The sequence below is a fragment of the Cupriavidus sp. Met-2 genome, assembly GCF_049843575.1.
GTDB classification, from domain to species: domain Bacteria; phylum Pseudomonadota; class Gammaproteobacteria; order Burkholderiales; family Burkholderiaceae; genus Cupriavidus; species Cupriavidus metallidurans.
In genome coordinates, this window is record NZ_JBBHZL010000001.1 from 1,014,459 (window position 1) to 1,032,654 (window position 18,196).

Annotated in this window: 18 protein-coding genes; 11 read left to right on the top strand and 7 right to left on the bottom strand. The window is 64.1% G+C overall.

The window, feature by feature from the left end:
* Window positions 1–34: 34 nt before the first annotated feature.
* The 10 genes from WD006_RS04810 (at window position 35) to iscX (ending at window position 8,478) form a co-directional block, all read left to right on the top strand.
* Entirely contained in the window at window positions 35–514 is a 480-nt protein-coding gene (locus WD006_RS04810; RefSeq protein ID WP_011515817.1) for a low molecular weight protein-tyrosine-phosphatase, read from the top strand.
* The gene (locus tag WD006_RS04815; protein ID WP_029308220.1) at window positions 514–2,625 is read left to right on the top strand and encodes a site-specific recombinase; all 2,112 of its coding nucleotides are present in this window, start codon (window positions 514–516) and stop codon (window positions 2,623–2,625) included. Before WD006_RS04810 ends, WD006_RS04815 begins: the two co-directional genes overlap by 1 nt.
* A 97-nt stretch (window positions 2,626–2,722) precedes the next feature.
* Window positions 2,723–3,277, top strand: coding sequence for a Fe-S cluster assembly transcriptional regulator IscR (gene iscR / locus WD006_RS04820; RefSeq protein ID WP_008649299.1), 555 nt, complete (start codon window positions 2,723–2,725; stop codon window positions 3,275–3,277).
* 75 nt (window positions 3,278–3,352) lie between these two features.
* Window positions 3,353–4,573 carry an IscS subfamily cysteine desulfurase gene (locus WD006_RS04825; protein WP_011515819.1) on the top strand — a complete coding sequence of 407 codons (1,221 nt, stop codon included), beginning with the start codon at window positions 3,353–3,355 and terminating at the stop codon, window positions 4,571–4,573.
* Window positions 4,574–4,629: 56 nt separating this feature from the next.
* Window positions 4,630–5,031, top strand: coding sequence for a Fe-S cluster assembly scaffold IscU (iscU, locus tag WD006_RS04830; protein WP_008649297.1), 402 nt, complete (start codon window positions 4,630–4,632; stop codon window positions 5,029–5,031).
* A gap of 71 nt (window positions 5,032–5,102) precedes the next feature.
* Window positions 5,103–5,423 (top strand): iron-sulfur cluster assembly protein IscA, encoded by a 321-nt coding sequence (gene iscA / locus WD006_RS04835; RefSeq protein WP_008649296.1) that lies wholly within the window; start codon window positions 5,103–5,105, stop codon window positions 5,421–5,423.
* 64 nt (window positions 5,424–5,487) lie between these two features.
* Window positions 5,488–6,006 carry a Fe-S protein assembly co-chaperone HscB gene (hscB, locus tag WD006_RS04840; RefSeq protein ID WP_011515821.1) on the top strand — a complete coding sequence of 173 codons (519 nt, stop codon included), beginning with the start codon at window positions 5,488–5,490 and terminating at the stop codon, window positions 6,004–6,006.
* Between the two features lie 9 nt (window positions 6,007–6,015).
* Window positions 6,016–7,881 carry a Fe-S protein assembly chaperone HscA gene (hscA, locus tag WD006_RS04845; RefSeq protein ID WP_011515822.1) on the top strand — a complete coding sequence of 622 codons (1,866 nt, stop codon included), beginning with the start codon at window positions 6,016–6,018 and terminating at the stop codon, window positions 7,879–7,881.
* Between the two features lie 41 nt (window positions 7,882–7,922).
* Window positions 7,923–8,261: an ISC system 2Fe-2S type ferredoxin gene (fdx, locus tag WD006_RS04850; protein ID WP_011515823.1), complete on the top strand. Its 339-nt coding sequence runs from the start codon at window positions 7,923–7,925 to the stop codon at window positions 8,259–8,261.
* A gap of 22 nt (window positions 8,262–8,283) precedes the next feature.
* Entirely contained in the window at window positions 8,284–8,478 is a 195-nt protein-coding gene (gene iscX / locus WD006_RS04855; protein WP_008649279.1) for a Fe-S cluster assembly protein IscX, read from the top strand.
* 60 nt (window positions 8,479–8,538) lie between these two features.
* Here the strand turns inward: iscX and WD006_RS04860 are convergent, their stop codons facing one another.
* The 5 genes from WD006_RS04860 to prfB all read right to left on the bottom strand — a co-directional run bounded on the left by WD006_RS04860 (window position 8,539) and on the right by prfB (window position 14,255).
* Window positions 8,539–9,435, bottom strand: coding sequence for a hypothetical protein (locus WD006_RS04860; RefSeq protein WP_017512714.1), 897 nt, complete (start codon window positions 9,433–9,435; stop codon window positions 8,539–8,541).
* Between the two features lie 238 nt (window positions 9,436–9,673).
* Entirely contained in the window at window positions 9,674–10,360 is a 687-nt protein-coding gene (locus WD006_RS04865) for a glycine zipper 2TM domain-containing protein (protein ID WP_375199020.1), read from the bottom strand.
* 277 nt (window positions 10,361–10,637) lie between these two features.
* Window positions 10,638–12,185: a lysine--tRNA ligase gene (gene lysS, locus WD006_RS04870; protein ID WP_029308217.1), complete on the bottom strand. Its 1,548-nt coding sequence runs from the start codon at window positions 12,183–12,185 to the stop codon at window positions 10,638–10,640.
* Between the two features lie 59 nt (window positions 12,186–12,244).
* Entirely contained in the window at window positions 12,245–13,015 is a 771-nt protein-coding gene (locus tag WD006_RS04875; protein WP_008649271.1) for an SDR family oxidoreductase, read from the bottom strand.
* Window positions 13,016–13,150: 135 nt separating this feature from the next.
* A protein-coding gene (gene prfB, locus WD006_RS04880; RefSeq protein ID WP_104669723.1) for a peptide chain release factor 2 occupies window positions 13,151–14,255 on the bottom strand; the annotation gives its coding sequence in 2 pieces (ribosomal slippage) (window positions 13,151–14,173 and window positions 14,175–14,255; 1,104 coding nt in all).
* Between the two features lie 204 nt (window positions 14,256–14,459).
* On the opposite strand from prfB, the gene WD006_RS04885 reads away from it, so the two are divergent.
* Entirely contained in the window at window positions 14,460–15,182 is a 723-nt protein-coding gene (locus WD006_RS04885; protein WP_029308215.1) for a M23 family metallopeptidase, read from the top strand.
* Between the two features lie 75 nt (window positions 15,183–15,257).
* Here WD006_RS04885 and recJ read toward each other — a convergent pair whose 3' ends face one another.
* The gene (gene recJ / locus WD006_RS04890) at window positions 15,258–16,958 is read right to left on the bottom strand and encodes a single-stranded-DNA-specific exonuclease RecJ (RefSeq protein ID WP_029308214.1); all 1,701 of its coding nucleotides are present in this window, start codon (window positions 16,956–16,958) and stop codon (window positions 15,258–15,260) included.
* A 46-nt stretch (window positions 16,959–17,004) separates the two neighbouring features.
* Complete coding sequence (locus WD006_RS04895) at window positions 17,005–18,123, bottom strand: hypothetical protein (protein WP_029308213.1); 1,119 nt, start codon at window positions 18,121–18,123, stop codon at window positions 17,005–17,007.
* Window positions 18,124–18,196: the final 73 nt, after the last annotated feature.

Below are 18,196 nucleotides of genomic sequence, written 5' to 3' on the forward strand. Positions count from 1 at the left end.
TCGGCGTCAGTCGGCAGGCGGTAGAATCGCGCCGATGAAAAAGTACGCCATTTTGATGTGTTGCATGGGCAATATCTGCCGTTCCCCGACGGCGGAGGGTGTCCTGCGCGCCAAGCTCGAGGCCGCCGGCCTTGCCGATCTGGTCGAACTCGATTCGGCCGGCACGCATGACTATCACGTGGGCAGGGCGCCCGACGCGCGCAGCCAGCGCCATGCGCTGCGACGCGGCTACGACTTGTCCGCACTGCGTGCCCGGCAGGTGGTCGTGGCGGACTTCAGCCGCTTCGACCTGGTGCTTGCGATGGACCAGGCCAACCTTTCGGCGCTGCACGCGCTCCATGCCGATGCCGGCGCCGACAAGCTGCGCCTGCTGATGAGCTTTGCCACGCAGCACAACGCCGAGGAAGTGCCCGACCCGTACTACGGCGAGGGCGATGGTTTCGAGCGCGTGCTGGACTATATCGAGGATGCCTGTGACGGCGTGATCGAGATGTTGCGGAAGCGGCTGACCTGATGCTGCGTTCCCTGTTTCGAAAGTGGCGCGAGTCACGCAATGCCAGCCTGCAGCTGGATGCCATCCTGGCCGCGGCCGACCCCGATGCGCTGCTCGCCGACCGAAATCAATGGCTGATCGAACTCGCCTACTGGCTGCGCCGGGACGGCAATCTCGATGCCGGCGCGGAGGCGGGCGGGGCCGGCAGCCGCAGTTTCCCGGTCCATGTTCGCCTGCGTTACCTGCTGCAGGTGCTGGCCCGGCATCCCGACTGGGCCGACAGCTTCGCCCGCACGGTCCGCTCGATCGTGCGCGACAACGATCCGACCTCGCTGTTCTGCGATACCGGCGTGGCCTCCCACCCGGGGATCTGGAGCGAGATGGCAGACCGGCTCCAGGCGCGCTTCCTGCCGCCGCCCCCCAATCGCAGCGATATGGCAGGTCTGTTCGCGCTGCTGTTTGTCGATGAGAACGACGCCGACTGGGTAGAGGCACTCGACGACGAACTGGTCGAGCGGTTTGCCCAGGCGCTGCTGGTGGGCGCTGAGGATGGGGCGGATGGTGGCGCGGAAGAAGGCGATGGCGTCAAGCGCCTGCGCAAGGCGCGCGAGGCGACGCTGACGGCCAGCATCCAGGTTCTGGTGAGCCAGGTGAGGGCGACGGGGCTGAGTCAGGCGATCCGCAGCCGCCTGCGCGGGCGCGTGGACGAGACACCGTTCTTCCGCCTGGACCGCGCCGTCGCGGCATTGTGCGAGGACGGACTGGCGCACGATGATGGTGCATTCGTCCATCGGCTCAATTACTTCCGCGGCCTGCTCGATGGTTGCCACGCAGCCGCGCGCCAGGTCTACGAGGATCTCGAGGAAAACGGCGTCTCCGTAGAAGTGGTGTTCCAGATCGAGCGGATGAAGGCTCGCCTGGCACGTATCGATCTGCTCCTCACCGCATGGGTTGATCCCTCGCACCATGGGCGGCACGCGCACCTGATTGCCGAGTTGATCCGGTCGACGCAGGCGCGGCGCAGCGTCGGGCATCTGATGAGTTCGTCGTTCGCGCAACTCGCGCGCAAGGTCGTCGAGCGTTCGGCCGAGAGCGGCGAGCACTACATCACGCGCGATCGCAAGGAGTATGGCGAACTGATGCGCGCCGCGATGGGCGGTGGTCTGGTTACCGTCCTTACCGTCTACCTGAAGTTCCTGATCTACGGGCTTCACCTGGACAAGTTCATCGAAGGCTTCCTGGCCTCGCTGAACTACGCGGGCAGCTTCCTCGCGATCCATTTCGCACATTTCACGCTGGCCACCAAGCAGCCAGCCATGACCGGGCCGGCGCTGGCGCACCGGCTCGACGGCGCGGGGCGGCCGGAAGGGCGCGAGATTTTCGTCGACGACACGATCGCCATGATCCGGTCAAATGCGGCCGCGATCTTCGGCAACCTGTCCGTGGTGTTCCCGGTGGCGCTGGCGATCGAGTGGGGCGTGGGCAAGGCGTTCGGCGCCCACTTGCTGACGCCCGCGAAGGCGATCGCGACGATCGAATCGTTCTCGATCCTGGGTCCCACGCCGCTCTATGCGATCTTCACGGGCGTGCTGCTCTGGCTGTCGAGCCTGATCGCGGGATGGGCCGACAACTGGTTCGCGCTGCATCGCGTGCACGACGTCATGGCCTACAACCGGCGCTTGCGCTATGTGCTCGGTCAACGCGGTGCGATGCGCCTGGCCGATTTCTGGAAACGCAATCTCTCGGGCATCACGGCCAACGTGTCGCTGGGCTTCCTGCTTGGGCTGGGGCCGGAGATCCTGAGCTTCTTCGGTCCGCACATGGAAGTGCGTCATGTGACGCTTTCGACTGGTTCGATCGGCGCGGCCATTGGCGTGCTTGGGCTCGATGCGCTGCGCATGCCGTCCCTGTGGCTAGCGGTGGCGGGGATCGCGCTGATGGGGGTGTTGAACGTGGCGGTGAGCTTCGCGCTGGCTTTCAACATGGCGCTGCGCTCGCGCAACCTGCGTCGGGTCGACCGGCGGGAAGTGGTGCGGGCGGTGCGTCAGCGCATTCTCCGGCATCCGCTTTCATTGCTGATTCCGCCGCGTAAAGCGCCGGATTCGGCACCCGAGGGAAGCCCGTCGTTATAGCGAGTGGAACACTGCATTGCAGCAAGGGGTACTTGACTGATTTAGTCGGAAAATCTTATACTCGACCGAAATCCTCAAGTATTCCTCCCCGAGCATCATGAGACTGACCACCAAAGGCCGTTTCGCGGTAACCGCCATGATCGACTTGGCCATGCGCCAGGATCAGGGTCCTGTCACCCTGGCAGGCATCAGTCAACGTCAGAAGATCTCCCTGTCGTACCTGGAACAGCTGTTCGGCAAGCTGCGTCGCCACGAAATCGTGGAGAGCGTGCGTGGCCCGGGCGGCGGGTACAGTCTCGCCCGCAAGGCCGAGGACGTCACGGTGGCGGACATCATCATCGCTGTGGACGAACCGCTCGATGCGACGCAGTGCGGGGGAAAAGGCAATTGTAACGGAGATGACGGAAGCGGACGCTGCATGACCCACGAACTGTGGGCCACGCTGAACCAGAAGATGGTTGAGTATCTCGACTCCGTCTCCCTGAAGAATCTGGTCGACCAGCAGCGCGCCCGCCAGCCGGCGGTGCTGCACGACATGCGCGAAGACGCCGCGCAGCAGCCGGTCGCCGTGTCCCGTGGCAAGGCGGACAAGCAGGAAAAGCCGGCACGCCCCCGCGTGGTCAATTCGGTATTCAGCCTCGCGCAGTCCTGAGCAGGGATTTCGCGGCTGCAGTAAACTATCGGTAGACATTAAGCGATTAGCTGTACCTATAAGGCAGTCATAACGATGAGCACCACCCCACATTTCCCGATCTACATGGATTACTCGGCAACGACGCCGGTGGACCCGCGCGTGGCCGACAAGATGATTCCGTACCTGCGCGAGCAGTTCGGTAATCCGGCGTCGCGTAGCCACGCGTATGGCTGGGACGCCGAGCGCGCCGTGGAAGAGGCGCGCGAGCAGGTGGCCGCGCTGGTCGACGCCGATCCGCGCGAAATCGTCTGGACGTCGGGCGCGACCGAGTCGGACAACCTCGCCATCAAGGGCGCGGCGAATTTCTACTCGGGCAAGGGCAAGCACATCATCACCGTGAAGACCGAGCACAAGGCCGTGCTCGATACCACGCGCGAACTGGAGCGTCAGGGCTTCGAGGTGACGTACCTCGACGTCAAGGATGACGGCCTGATCGACATGGATGTGTTCAAGCAGGCGATTCGCCCGGACACGATCCTGGTGTCGGTGATGCTCGTGAACAATGAGATTGGTGTGATCCAGGACGTCGAGCAGATCGGTGAGATCTGCCGCGAGAAGGGCATCATCTTCCATTGCGACGCCGCGCAGGCGACCGGCAAGGTGACCATCGACCTGAGCACGCTGAAGTGCGACCTGATGTCGTTCTCGGCCCACAAGACCTATGGTCCGAAGGGCATCGGCGCGCTGTATGTTCGCCGCAAGCCGCGCGTGCGCATCGAAGCGCAAATGCACGGCGGCGGTCACGAGCGTGGCATGCGTTCGGGCACGCTGGCCCCGCACCAGATCGTCGGCATGGGCGAGGCATTCCGTCTGGCCCGCGAGGAAATGGCCACGGAAAACGAACGTATCCGGATGCTGCGCGACCGCCTGTGGAATGGTCTGTCGAGCATGGAAGAGGTGTATCTGAACGGTTCGATGGAACACCGCGTGCCGCACAACCTCAACGTCAGCTTCAACTTCGTCGAGGGTGAGTCGCTGATCATGGCGATCAAGGATGTGGCCGTGTCGTCGGGTTCGGCCTGCACGTCGGCTTCGCTGGAGCCGTCGTACGTGCTGCGCGCCCTTGGGCGCAATGACGAACTGGCGCACAGCTCGATCCGTTTCACCGTGGGCCGCTTCACGACCGAAGCCGAAATCGACTACACCGTCGAACTGCTCAAGAACAAGATCGGCAAGCTGCGCGACCTGTCGCCGCTGTGGGAAATGTTCAAGGACGGCGTCGACCTGAATTCGATCCAGTGGGCCGCGCACTGATTGCGGCACACGTAAAAAGAACAACCCCATTAAAAGATTGATTAGAGGTAGCCAAAATGTCTTACAGCAACAAGGTTCTCGACCACTATGAAAATCCGCGTAACGTCGGTTCGTTCGACAAGAACGACGACGCGGTGGGTACCGGCATGGTCGGCGCCCCGGCCTGCGGCGACGTGATGAAGCTGCAGATCAAGGTGAACGAGGCGGGCGTGATCGAGGACGCCAAGTTCAAGACCTATGGTTGTGGTTCGGCGATCGCCTCGTCGTCGCTGGTGACCGAGTGGGTCAAGGGCAAGACCGTGGACCAGGCGCTGGAGATCAAGAACACCCAGATCGCCGAGGAACTGGCTCTGCCGCCGGTGAAGATCCACTGCTCGATCCTCGCCGAGGACGCCATCAAGGCGGCCGTCGATGATTACAAGAAGAAGCACCCGGGCGCCGAGCAGAAGGCTGCCTGATCCGGCGTAGACGGTTTGCATGACCGCGCGTGGCAAGTGGGTCGCGCGCGGTGTTCGACAGCAAGGCAAAGATGATCTCAATGACCGAAAAGGCGGCCAAGCACGTCGCCCGATACCTGGAACGCCGCGGCAAGGGCGTGGGCCTGCGCGTGGGCGTGAAGACGACTGGCTGTTCGGGTCTGGCGTACAAGCTTGAGTACGTCGATGAAGTGCTGCCCGAAGACCAGGTGTTCGAAACGCACGGCATCAAGGTGATCGTGGACCCGAAGAGCCTGCCGTACATCGACGGCACCGAGCTGGATTTCGCACGCGAAGGGTTGAACGAAGGCTTCAAGTTCAACAACCCCAACGTCAAGGACGAGTGCGGCTGCGGCGAGTCGTTCCGGGTCTGACGGCTTTTGCCGCGAGGCATGCAACAGGGGGCGGCATAGCCGCTCCTTTTTGTTGGGGAAGCTCTTGAAAGACGATTTTTTTGCGCTGTTCGGGCTGCCTGCCCGTTATGAAGTGGACGAGGCCGCGCTGGACGCGGCCTATCGCACGGTCCAGTCGCAGGCACACCCGGACCGTTTCGCCAATGCGGGCGATGCCGAGCGGCGCGTGGCCATGCAGTGGGCCGCGCATGCCAACGAGGCATACCGGACGCTGCGCCAGCCGCTCAAGCGCGCGATCTATCTTCTGCATCTGCGGGGCGTCGATATCCAGGCCGAGAGCAATACGGCCATGGCACCCGAATTCCTGATGCAGCAGATGGAATGGCGCGAGGCGCTGCAGGATGCCGTCGACGGCCGCGCGGTGGATCAGCTGGATCGCCTGCTGCGCGATCTGCGTCAGGAAAAGCTCGAACGCCATGCGGCGCTTGGCGCGCTGCTTGATGCAGACGACAACGGCGCCGCTGGCGAGGCGGCACGACAGCTAATGTTTATCGAGAAGATCGAACACGACGCGAGCGAGGCGATCGATCGTCTCGAGGAATAAAGAAATACCATGGCACTGCTCCAGATTTCCGAACCCGGCATGTCGCCGGCGCCCCATCAGCGCCGATTGGCCGTGGGTATCGACCTTGGCACCACCAACTCGCTGGTGGCCGCCGTGCGCAACAGCATTCCCGAAGTCCTGCCCGACGAGCACGGCCGCGCGCTGCTGCCGTCCGTGGTGCGTTATTTGCCGAATGGCAACGCGCATATCGGCTACAAGGCCCAGGACGAGGCCGTGCGCGACCCCAAGAACACGATCATTTCGGTCAAGCGCTTCATGGGCCGTGGCGTGCGCGACGTGGCCAATATCGAGCACAGCCTGTACGACTTTGTCGATGCGCCGGGCATGGTCCAGCTGAAGACCGCCGCCGGCATCAAGAGCCCGGTGGAAGTCTCGGCCGAGATCCTGGCCACGCTGCGCCAACGCGCGGAAGACTCGCTTGGTGATGAACTGGTCGGTGCCGTGATCACTGTGCCGGCGTACTTCGACGATGCGCAGCGTCAAGCCACCAAGGATGCCGCTCAACTGGCGGGCCTCGAGGTGCTGCGCCTGCTCAACGAGCCGACCGCCGCCGCGATTGCCTACGGTCTCGACAACGCCGCGGAAGGCATCTACGCCGTATATGACCTGGGCGGCGGCACCTTTGACATCTCGGTGCTCAAGCTGACCAAGGGTGTGTTCGAAGTGATGTCGACGGGCGGAGATTCGGCGCTCGGTGGCGACGACTTCGACCAGCGCCTGCTGTGCTGGATCGTCGAGCAGGTCGGTCTGCAACCCTTGTCTGCCGAAGACTCGCGTCTGCTGATGGTGCGCGCCCGCGCGGCGAAGGAAGCGCTGTCGTCCAGTGACAGCACGGTGATTGACGCCGTGCTGACGAGCGGCGAGATCGTGCATCTTACGCTGGATGCCGATACCTTCATACAGATCACCGCCAATCTGGTGCAGAAGACGCTGACGCCGGTACGCAAGGCGCTGCGTGACGCCGGTGTCGGTCCCGAGGACGTGAAGGGCGTGGTCCTGGTGGGCGGCGCCACGAGAATGCCGGCCATCCGCAAGGCGGTGGGTGACTACTTCGGTCAGCAGCCGCTGACCAACCTCGATCCGGACCGGGTTGTGGCGCTGGGCGCGGCCATGCAGGCCAACCTGCTGGCCGGCAACCATGCGCCGGGCGAGGATTGGCTGCTGCTCGACGTGATCCCGCTCTCGCTGGGCGTGGAAACGATGGGTGGGCTGGTCGAGAAGATCGTCCCGCGCAACAGCACGATTCCCGTGGCGCGCGCGCAGGAGTTCACCACGTTCAAGGACGGCCAGACCGCAATGGCGATTCACGTGCTGCAAGGCGAGCGCGAGCTGGCCAGCGACTGCCGTTCGCTGGCGCGCTTCGAACTGCGCGGCATTCCGCCGATGGTGGCCGGCGCGGCGCGTATCCGCGTGACCTACCAGGTGGATGCTGACGGCCTGCTGTCAGTGTCGGCCCGCGAGACCGGTTCCGGGGTGGAAGCATCGGTGTCGGTCAAGCCTTCGTATGGCCTGGCCGATGACGATATCGCCCGCATGTTGCAGGAGAGCTTCCAGGAAGCCGAGCACGACATGAAGAACCGCGCGCTGGCCGAGGAACGCGTGGAAGCCGCGCGTCTGGTGGAAGCCACCACGCGTGCGCTCGAAACCGACGGCAACCTGCTGTCCGCCGACGAGCGTGCCGCAGTCGACGAGTTGATGGCCAATGTGAGCGAAATCGCCAAGGGCGAGGACCATCGCGCGATCAAGGCGGCGGTCGAACGCCTCTCGCAAGGCACCGACGAGTTTGCCGCACGCCGCATGGACCGCTCGATCAAGAGCGCGCTGGCCGGCAAGAAGGTTCAGGAAATCGGCTGAAGGCGGCGCTACCCGCGCCGCGGAAAGACAACAGGATAGAAATGCCACAGATCATCGTATTGCCCCACGTCGAGTTGTGTCCCGAAGGGGCTGTCTTCGAAGCCAACACCGGCACGAGCGTCTGCGACGCGTTGCTTGCCAATGGCATTGAGATCGAGCATGCGTGCGAGAAGTCGTGCGCCTGCACCACCTGCCACGTGATCGTGCGCGAGGGTTTCAATTCGCTCGAAGACGCCGAAGAAAAGGAAGAAGACCTGCTCGACAAGGCATGGGGTCTCGAGCCGAATTCACGCCTGTCGTGCCAGGCGCTGGTGGCGGACGACGACCTGACCGTCGAGATTCCGAAGTACACGATCAACCATGCCAAGGAAGGCCACTGAGCCTGACGCCCGGAGTTTCCTCATGAAATGGACTGATACCTACGATATCGCCGCCGCGCTGTACGACAAATTTCCGGAGGTCGATCCGCTGACGGTGCGCTTCACGCAACTGCGCCAGTGGGTGCTCGAACTCGACGACTTTAGCGATCTGCCCGAGCGTTCGGGCGAGAAGATCCTGGAGGCGATTCAGGCAGCGTGGATCGAGGAAGCGCAGTAAGCCTGCGTGACCTTTGAGAAAAAAGCACGGCGATCATGCCGTGCTTTTTTGTTTTCCGCGTCAGAAGCGGTAGCCGATACCGCCCATGATGATGTCCGTGTCCCGGTCATAGCCGGTCACCGTCCGGTTCCACGACAGGCGTGCTGACCATTGCTGGTTGATCCGGTAACTGGCCGACATCGTCATCAGCCCCGACCACCGCGACGGTGTCTCGGGTGCGGCCTGGCCGTGATCGCTCAGGTCGATCGCGTAGTAGGGCCCGGCGCCAACGCCCAGCGTCAGCTTGTCGTTGAAGAATGCGCGCTCCACCCACAACTGCGCGGCCACGCCATTGCGGCGCAATGCGGCGTTCTGGCCTTCATTGATATAGCTCACCGTGCCTGACAGGTAGCGGCTCAGGCCGCGCCGGTATTCGATCGCTTTGGCGAACGACGTTTCCGAATTGAACGTGTTCACGATGGTCCCGCCCAGGAAGACGGTGAATTCATTCTGCGTGACGTTATTCGTGCGAGACGGGGGCGGCACCACGGGTCCGCCGCGATCGCCACGATCGAGCTGGTAGCCCACGCCGAGCAGCAGCGTATTGGTCTTGATGCTCGACCGCGTCTGCGCGCGGTTGTATCGCGCCTGCACCATCCACGGGCCGCCGTTGACATACCAGGTGGCTGACAAGCTGGCCAATGCGCCCCAGCCGTGGTCGTTGTCGGAGCCATTGCCTGAGCTTCGGCTGGTGGTGTCGAAATAGCGATAGGGGCCAATACCGACGGCGACGTTGAAATTCCGGTCAGCAAATGGATAGCGCCACCAGAGCTGAACGCTGTGACCATCGCGATGGTGGTCGGGGATATGGCCTTCGTTCAGGTAGGAGAACGATGCGTACCAGTTCTCGGACAGATTGTGCTGGTAGCTGTAGGTGTAGCCGTAGCTGGATTCACCACCCTGGTCGGAGCGTTGCAAGCCTCCTAGTACAAGCACCTCCTGTCCGTGGACGGGTGTCATCCACGCGGTGGCGCTCAACAACAGGACTGATATGCGTAGACGGTGCGACAGAAAAGACAGAACTTCAGACAACAACATTACAAGTGGCCAGCAAAGAAATCGGGCCATCTTAACAATGAGGGCCGGCAAAAAGCCAGCCCCTGGTTCAAGGTTGCGCCAGATCAGAGTCTTGCTGATTGGCTTGAACGCGCTGCTGTCAGCCCGTCACCAGCACACCACGCTCGAGGTGCACGCGCTGTCCAACTTCCACACCCGGAGGGTTCTGGTAAGTGAACGTGCGGCGCGAGCCGTCGTCCATCTGCACGCTGACGCGGTAGGACTTGTTCGTGTTCAGCTTCTTCTCGGCATAGTTGCCGCCGAAGCCGCCGGCTGCCGCGCCCGCGACAGTCCCCAGTATGCGGCCATTGCCGCTGCCGATCTGGTTGCCGAGCAGGCCGCCCACTACCGCACCACCCACCGCGCCAAGACCGGAGGTCGGCTTTTCAGATTCCACCGCTTGCACGCCGGTTACATGGCCAGCCGTATGGCTGGCCCGTGCGGCGGTATTCGGCTCGGTCTGCGACGGTTGTTGTTGTTGTTGCTGCTGCTGCTGGGCAGGCGCCTGTGGCATTGCGTTTTGGGCGTACTGCCTGTCATAGGCCGGCGGGCGTGTGGTCGAGCCGGGTGCAGGTGTTTGCGTCTCCGCTTGCGTGGCGGGTTGCGCGTTGTACTGTGCCGCGGTGGGCTCGGTGCCACCTTGGTTGGCCTTGCTGATCGGCAGCACACCCGTGATCGCTGCCACGGCCGCGAGGCTGGCAACGACGATCGACACAGCCGCCGCGCCAATCAGCGGATTCAGGCGGCGTTGGGTCGGCAAGGAGGGGAGGGTTTCCGGACCAGACATTTGCTTGTTCTCCAGGTCACCGCATGCGCAGTGGATAGTTTTAAGTTTGGCCGATACCGGGGCGCATTACCGTTCGTTTTTGTAAGCATCTGTAGTCGAAAAAATGCTTGGCAATCAATGGCTTATACCTGTGCTCGATCATCGTTGACGACCACGTTGTAACAATCGGGCACGCGATGTGCAGTGGCCGGGCGCCCCAACAAAGCAAAAGCCCCGCGTGGGCGGGGCTCTCGTTCAAGGTCATATTCTCACCGGCCGGTGGGACCGGCCTTGAGAATCAGTCCTCGCGGCGCAGGTGCGGGAACAGGATTACGTCGCGGATGTTCGGGCTGTCGGTCAGCAGCATCACCAGGCGGTCGATGCCGATACCGCAGCCGCCTGTCGGAGGCATGCCGTACTCGAGCGCGCGGATGTAATCGGCGTCGAAGTACATCGCTTCCTCGTCGCCCGCATCCTTCTGCTCGACCTGCTTGCGGAAACGTTCGGCCTGGTCTTCCGGGTCGTTAAGCTCGGAGAAGCCGTTGGCGATCTCGCGGCCCGTGATGAACAGTTCGAAGCGTTCGGTAATGCCCGGCTGCGTGTCCGAGCCGCGCGCCAGCGGCGATACCTCGACCGGGTAGTCGACGATGTAGGTCGGTTCCCAGAGTTGCGCTTCGGCGGTTTCCTCGAAGAGCACCAGTTGCAGCGTGCCCAGGCCGGCGTTCAGGAACTGCGGCGCGCTGGTGTTGATCTTGAACTTGTTCTTGAGCTCGGCGCGCAGGAAGTCGGCATCGGCAAGCTGCGCGTCGGTGTATTCCGGCGCGTACTTCTGGATCGCCCCGCAGATCGTCAGGCGATGGAACGGCTTGGACAGATCAAGTTCGCGGCCCTGGTACGTCACCGTGGCGCTGCCACGCGCGTCAATTGCGGCCTGGCGGATCAGGTTCTCGGTGAAGTCCATCAGCCAACGGTAATCCGTGTAGGCCGCGTAGAACTCCATCATCGTGAACTCGGGGTTGTGGCGCGGGCTCACCCCTTCGTTACGGAAGTTGCGGTTGATTTCGAACACGCGCTCGAAGCCGCCGACGATCAGGCGCTTCAGATAGAGCTCGGGCGCGATGCGCATGAACATCTGCATGTCCAGTGCGTTATGGTGCGTGATGAACGGCTTGGCCGCCGCGCCACCCGGAATCGGGTGCAGCATCGGCGTTTCCACTTCCATGAAGCCGGCGTCGGCCATATGACGGCGGATCGACGAGATGGCCTGGGTGCGGGCGCGGAACGTGCCGCGCGTTTCCGGCGAGACGATCAGGTCCACATAGCGCTGGCGGTATTTGGTTTCCTGGTCGGCCAGGCCATGGAACTTGTCCGGCAGGGGACGCAGTGCCTTCGACAGCAGGCGCAGTTCGCGCACCTGCACCGACAACTCGCCCTTGTTCGTGCGGAACAGTTCTCCGCGCGCGCTGATGATGTCGCCGAGGTCCCAGTGCTTGAACGCGGCATAGACGTCTTCACCGACCTTGTCGCGCGTGATGTAGAACTGGATCTGGCCGCTGCCGTCCTGGACCGTGGCGAAGCTGGCCTTGCCCATCACGCGCTTGAGCATCATGCGTCCGGCGATGGACACTTCCACGGGGCTGGCTTCCAGCGTGGCCTGGTCCGTTTCGCCATACTGCGCGTGCAGCGCGCCGGCCTGGTGCGTCGGCTGGAAATCGTTGGGGAAGGCCACGCCTTGCTGGCGCAGGGCCTGCAGTTTCTCGCGCCGCTCGGCGATGATCTTGTTCTCATCTACGGCAAGCCCTTCGGTGGTGGGCGTGGCGGCTTGGGCGCGGGTCGGTTCGGTCATGATGTGAGGTTCGATCGCGCGGCGCGGAGCGTCGCGCGGGTTCGGTTCAATGTATCGGTTCAGTATTTGCGGATGTCGTCGAGTTCGGTGGTGCCGAAATCGGGACGGGCCAGATAGGCCACGATGCGCCGGGCGGTATCGTCAGGCGAGGCGAGCTGTTCGTTGTCCTTGAGGTCGCGGAAGCGTTGCACCTGGGCGAAATCCGCGCCGCGGATGGTTTCCTGCATTCCGGTATCCACCACGCCCGGCGCCAGCGCCACGGCGCGCAAGGTGCGCGGCTCGGGCACGCTCGCGTACTCGGTGTTCACCGAGCGGATGAACATGTCCAGGCCAGCCTTGCCGGCGCAGTAGGCAGACCACCCCGGTACGGGGTTGCGCGCGGCGCCCGACGAGATTGCCAGCACCTTGCGCGGGCAATCGAAGCGCACCGTATGTTCGATGAACGCACCGGTCATGGTCATCGGCGTGACCAGGTTGGTCTGCAGATGCGGCACCAGCGTGCTGTCATGCAGTTGCGTGATCGGACCGATCGGCTCGACGACCCCGGCGTTCAGGATCAGGGTGATGCTGGCGGGCGCCTCTTCCACGGCATCGAGCACGCTCGCCAGCCAGCCGGCCGACGGGCCAGGCTGCGACAGATCCTGCAGATGCCAGGCCACGCGCACGCCGCTGGCCGTAGCCTCGGCCTCGAGCTCGGGGTTGCGGCTGCGCGCCACGCCGATTACGCGGTTGCCGGGTACCAGCAGCGCGCGAACCAAGGCGGCCCCCAGGCCGCGCGAGGCGCCGGTGACGATGTAGAGATGGGTGGAGCGGGGCGTTCCGGTGGTCATGTGAGTGGACCTTGTTCAGTGAGATGGCATCGGAATCACCGCGCAGGCCCCGAGTTTGTCCGGGGACATTGCGCGGCGACGTCTATCTGCAATCTTCGGCAGAAATTGCCAGGACCTGAGTATCAGGCGTCTGGATTACAACCCCTGTTTCAGGCTGGCCTCGATGAACGGGTCGAGGTCACCATCCAGCACCTTCTGGGTGTTGGACATTTCCACGTTGGTGCGCAGGTCCTTGATACGGCTCTGGTCCAGCACGTACGAGCGGATCTGGTGGCCCCAGCCCACGTCTGTCTTGCCGGCTTCGAGCTTGTCGGCTTCTGCCTGGCGCTTGCGCATTTCATGCTCGTACAGGCGCGACTTCAGCATCGACATGGCTTCGGCGCGGTTGCGGTGCTGCGAACGGTCGTTCTGGCACTGCACGACGATGCCGGTGGGCATGTGCGTAATCCGCACGGCGGAGTCGGTCTTGTTGATGTGCTGACCACCGGCACCCGACGCGCGGTAGGTATCCACGCGCAGATCGGCCGGGTTGACCTCCACCTCGAACGAATCGTCCACTTCGGGGTAGACGAAGACCGACGAGAACGACGTATGGCGCCCGCCCGACGAATCGAACGGCGACTTCCGCACCAGGCGATGCACACCGGTTTCCGTGCGCAGGTAGCCAAACGCGTATTCGCCCTCGACCTTGATCGTCGCGCTCTTGATGCCGGCTACGTCGCCTTCAGATTCTTCCAGCACTTCGGCCTTGAAACCCTTGCGCTCGCAGTATTTCAGGTACTGGCGCAGCAGCATCGACGCCCAGTCGCAGGCCTCGGTGCCGCCGGCGCCCGCCTGGATGTCGATGAACGCATTGGCCTGGTCCATCTCGCCCGAGAACATGCGGCGGAACTCCATGTCCGCCACCAGGGCCTCGAAGCCAGAGACGTCGGCCTCGATGGATTCGAGTGTCTCGTCGTCGCCTTCCTCGCGGGCAAGCTCGAACAGCTCGTCCGTGCCGTTGAGGTCGTCGGTCAGCTTGCCGAGTACCTGCACGACGCCTTCCAGCGCCTTCTTTTCCTTGCCCAGGTCCTGGGCTCGCTTGGGGTTGTTCCAGACGTCGGGGTCTTCGAGCAACCCGTTGACTTCATCCAGCCGGTTTACTTTGACATCGTAGTCAAAGATACCCCCGTAGATCTTCCGTCCGGGAACGGAGATCGGAGATTGCACCGGAGATAGCGTTCAGGCGTTCTGCTTCCATGTTGTAGTGTTCTTGCGCTTCAAAACCGGGAATTATAGCGGATTGACGGGGCAAATCCGGGGTGGGGCGGACAGTTCTCGCAACGAAAATGCGAACCGTTCGCGCAGCGAACGGTCTATTCGCGGAGCCTTCTCGCCGCTTCGGCGACAATAACGCCCGAACCGCGCCCACCCCGGCGCCATTTTTCAGGAGTGATTCCGGCGCATGAATCGAACGCACCACGCCAATCTGCAGACCCGCCGCCGTGCCTTGGGCGCGCTCGGCAGCCTCGCCGCGATTTCCCTGTCCGCCCTGCTGGCAGCCTGCGGCACCACGCCGACCGAGCCGGCTCCGGACGGTTTCTACCGCGTCGAGCGTGGCGATACGCTGTATTCGATCGCGCGCCGGAACAAGCGCTCGGTGTCCGAACTGGCACGCTGGAACAATATGTCGAACACCAACCAGATCGAGGTTGGGCAACTGATTCGCGTTCGTCCGCCCGGCGGGGCCTCCACATCGGCGGCGGCGACGCCGCAGTCCGACAAGCCCGCGCGTCCGGTCCAGGACATGCCGTCCGCCAAGCCGCCGGCCAGTTCAATCAGCCTGCAATGGCCAGCCGATGGCCGTGTCTCGGGCCGTTTCGCGCCGCCGGCGGAGAAGGGAATGCGCATCGAGGTACCGGCTGGCGGCAAGGTCCGCGCGGCCGCGCCGGGCTGGGCGATTCACGTCGGCACGCTGCGTGGCTACGGCATGTTGGTCATCGTCAAGCACAACGACGACTGGCTGACCGTCTACGGCAACCTGGACAAGCCGCTGGTCAAGGAGGGCGATCGCGTTACCGCTGGTCAGGAGATTGGCAGCATGGCGCAGGCCGCCGAACTGCATTTCGAGGTGCGCGGCAACGGTCGGCCGCTCAATCCGGCGAATTATCTGCCTTCTCGGGGCTAGGGGGTAAGAGCCGCCTGTTAGGCGGTTCTCTTCCCTCTCCCACAGGCGGGAGAGGAGAAAACAAACGGCTTGCCCTTACTGCGCGTGCTCGATCACCAGTTGCACCCGGGTCATTCCGTTGAATGTGTTGTTGTCGAGCCGGTAAGCCACCATCGCGCTGGCGCCATCAAGCGCATCGGCATGGTTGAACCAGATGGCGTCGAAGCGCTGGCTGCCCCGACCGAGCTGGAGTTTCAGGTGCTTGCCCTTGAGCACGGTCTGGCGCAATACGTCGAACTCGCCGCAGAACGTCGGTGCCGGGAAGCCCTGACCCCAGACCTGGCCTTCGAGCAGGGTGACGAATTCCGGGCTGAAGCACGCATCCTCGATATCGCCATCGGTCTCGATCACACGCGCCAATTGGTCGTCGGTCAGCCATTCGCGGCCAACTTCCTCAAATGCGCTGACAAAGGTGTCGAAGTCCTTGGCACGCACGGTCAAGCCGGCCGCCATCGCGTGTCCGCCGAACTTGACCAGCAGTCCCGGGTGGCGCTTCGACACCAGATCCAGCGCGTCGCGCAGGTGAAAACCGGGGATCGATCGCCCTGAACCCTTGATGTGCTCCTCGTCGCCGGGTGCGAACGTGATGGTCGGGCGGTGGAATTTTTCCTTGAGCCGCGATGCGACGATGCCGATCACGCCCTGGTGCCACGTGTCATGGAACACGCTGACGGTGTGACGCGATGTCGGGTCCAGCCCGGCTAGCGGCTGTTCGAGGATTTGAAGTGCTTCCTGCTGCATTCCAGCCTCGATGTCGCGCCGCTCGCGGTTCATGCCATCCAGTTCCTGGGCGATTTCCCAGGCGCGATTGGCGTCGTCGGTCAGCAGGCACTCGATGCCGAGCGACATATCCGCCAGCCGGCCCGCCGCATTCAGACGCGGGCCCAGGCCGAAGCCGAGGTCGAACGTGTTGGCGCGCGAGGCTTCGCGGCCGGCGGCACGGAACAGTGCCGCCACGCCGGGATGCATCCGTCCTGCGCGCATGCGCTTCAGCCCCTGGGCCACCAGAATCCGGTTGTTCGTGTCCAGTTTGACCACGTCGGCCACCGTGCCCAGCGCCACGAGATCCAGCAGGGTTTGCAATGGCGGCTGGGTGGCCTGGGTGTACACGCCGCGGCGGCGCAGTTCAGCGCGCAGGGCCAGCAGCACGTAGAACATCACCCCGACACCCGCCAGGTTCTTGCTCGGGAACTCGCATCCCGGTTGGTTCGGGTTCACGATCACCGCAGCGTCGGGCAACGTCTCGCCGGGCAGGTGGTGGTCGGTCACCACGACGTCGATGCCGCGTGCGTTGGCGGCCGCCACGCCGTCGACGCTGGCGATGCCGTTGTCGACCGTGACGATCACGTCAGGATGTTGCCGGGCCGCCAGTTCGACGATCTCCGGCGTCAGCCCGTAGCCGTACTCGAAGCGGTTCGGCACGATGTAGTCGATGCGCGCGCCCAGCATGCGCAGCCCGCGCACGCCCACCGCGCAGGCCGTGGCGCCATCGCAATCGTAGTCAGCCACGATCAGCAGCTTGCGATTCGCGGCAATCGCGTCGGCCAGGTACTCGGCCGCATGGCCGATGCCTTTCATGCTGGCCGGCGGCGCCAGTTCGGGCAGGTCCGTGGCCAGTTCGGAGGGTCGGGCTACGCCACGCGCGGACAGGATGCGCGCCAGCGTCGGATGCAGACCCGAGGCCGCCAGGGCCTTTGCGTGTTCGTCGGAGAAGGAGCGGATGGCAATCCGGGTCATGTGGCGTTCGCGTTCGAATTCGTCAATGTGATGTCAGGCCGCCGGGTCAGGAGACCATGGCCAGGTCGGACAGCAGGGCGCGCCAGTCTCCGCGCGAGCCCAGCCCGCGCCAGAACTTGCGCAGGTCGGCCCGTGTGACGGTGAACTCGGCAAAGTGGTTTTCGCCGCCGAGCACCAGCGTCACGGCCTGAATCCGGCCCTCGCCGAGCGCGGCCAGCACCGGCGCGAACCATTCGGCGTCGAGCGTGTGCATCCGCTCCAGCCACAGCCCCCAGTCCGCAGCGATATGGGCCTCGGTGGCGCTGTCGAGCAGCGTCATGACCGAGCCATCGGTATCGGCGATGTCGGCGAAGCGGGCCGGCTGCGGCCCCAGGCGGCTGCCACCGGCCAGGCCCAGCCCGGCCAGGAACGGATCGTCGGTCAGCACCGTGTCGGCCAGCTTGCGCGCCGCGTTGGCCCTGCCGCCGCCGTGCAGCCACACGGAATTGACGGTCAACCGTCCTTCGGCTTCGCGCGCCTCGTTCACCGGGTGCCCGTGCCAGGTCATCTGGATTTCGTTCTGCAGGCGGCGCCAGTCGCGCGCTTTCGGGCCAGCCTGCATCCAGATATCGATATTGCGGCCCGTGGCGCGCACCGGCGTGGTCGCGGTCAGGTCCCCGAACATGCCATCGGGGATGTACCAGCGGGCGGGGTGGGGGGTATCGATCGTGATGCCTGCCTCGTCCAGCAGACCGGCGATGGCGGCGTGCAGGGCGGCTGTCTCGTCGGGGCGGATGTCGAGCTGATCCGGGTGCATCAGCACCAGGTGATCCCGCGCGGCATGGATGTGGACCGGCTGCAGGCAGGCCCATCCGCCTTCCCCGGCGACCTGCGTGGGGGGCGGGGCGGCGCCGCGGTGGTCCGCCAGCCGCATGAAGGGCGCAGTCGGCACTCGCGTGGTATCCAGCCCGGCCCGTCCGGCCAGCCAGCGCTCCTGCGGCAGTGTGCGCAGGTAGGGATCGTCGTGCGTCTCGCGAGGGCCGGGGGTGGCGCGCGTCAGCAACTTTCCGAGCGCCGGCAACTCCAACTGCCGCAACAGCGCACCGGGCACGACATCGTCCGAGGCGTCGTCGCCGGCACCGGGCGGGACGGAAAAAGGCACAATCAGGGTCAGGTGCGTCATCATGGTTGGCGAGATTGTAAACTCCCGGCTGTCCGGCGCCAGTTTCCCGTGACCGGATAACCGATAAACTGCCGTC

What these genes read in the sequence shown, in the direction of transcription:
- iscA (WP_008649296.1), top strand. Translation starts at nt 5,103, where the DNA reads ATGATCTCAATGACCGAAAAGGCGGCCAAGCACGTCGCCCGATACCTG.
- hscA (WP_011515822.1), top strand. Translation starts at nt 6,016, where the DNA reads ATGGCACTGCTCCAGATTTCCGAACCCGGCATGTCGCCGGCGCCCCAT.
- WD006_RS04810 (WP_011515817.1), top strand. Translation starts at nt 35, where the DNA reads ATGAAAAAGTACGCCATTTTGATGTGTTGCATGGGCAATATCTGCCGT.
- WD006_RS04875 (WP_008649271.1), bottom strand. Translation starts at nt 13,015, where the DNA reads ATGACCACCGGAACGCCCCGCTCCACCCATCTCTACATCGTCACCGGC.
- recJ (WP_029308214.1), bottom strand. Translation starts at nt 16,958, where the DNA reads ATGACCCGGATTGCCATCCGCTCCTTCTCCGACGAACACGCAAAGGCC.
- fdx (WP_011515823.1), top strand. Translation starts at nt 7,923, where the DNA reads ATGCCACAGATCATCGTATTGCCCCACGTCGAGTTGTGTCCCGAAGGG.
- WD006_RS04815 (WP_029308220.1), top strand. Translation starts at nt 514, where the DNA reads ATGCTGCGTTCCCTGTTTCGAAAGTGGCGCGAGTCACGCAATGCCAGC.
- lysS (WP_029308217.1), bottom strand. Translation starts at nt 12,185, where the DNA reads ATGACCGAACCGACCCGCGCCCAAGCCGCCACGCCCACCACCGAAGGG.
- iscX (WP_008649279.1), top strand. Translation starts at nt 8,284, where the DNA reads ATGAAATGGACTGATACCTACGATATCGCCGCCGCGCTGTACGACAAA.
- WD006_RS04895 (WP_029308213.1), bottom strand. Translation starts at nt 18,123, where the DNA reads ATGATGACGCACCTGACCCTGATTGTGCCTTTTTCCGTCCCGCCCGGT.
- WD006_RS04865 (WP_375199020.1), bottom strand. Translation starts at nt 10,360, where the DNA reads ATGTCTGGTCCGGAAACCCTCCCCTCCTTGCCGACCCAACGCCGCCTG.
- WD006_RS04885 (WP_029308215.1), top strand. Translation starts at nt 14,460, where the DNA reads ATGAATCGAACGCACCACGCCAATCTGCAGACCCGCCGCCGTGCCTTG.
- iscU (WP_008649297.1), top strand. Translation starts at nt 4,630, where the DNA reads ATGTCTTACAGCAACAAGGTTCTCGACCACTATGAAAATCCGCGTAAC.
- WD006_RS04825 (WP_011515819.1), top strand. Translation starts at nt 3,353, where the DNA reads ATGAGCACCACCCCACATTTCCCGATCTACATGGATTACTCGGCAACG.
- iscR (WP_008649299.1), top strand. Translation starts at nt 2,723, where the DNA reads ATGAGACTGACCACCAAAGGCCGTTTCGCGGTAACCGCCATGATCGAC.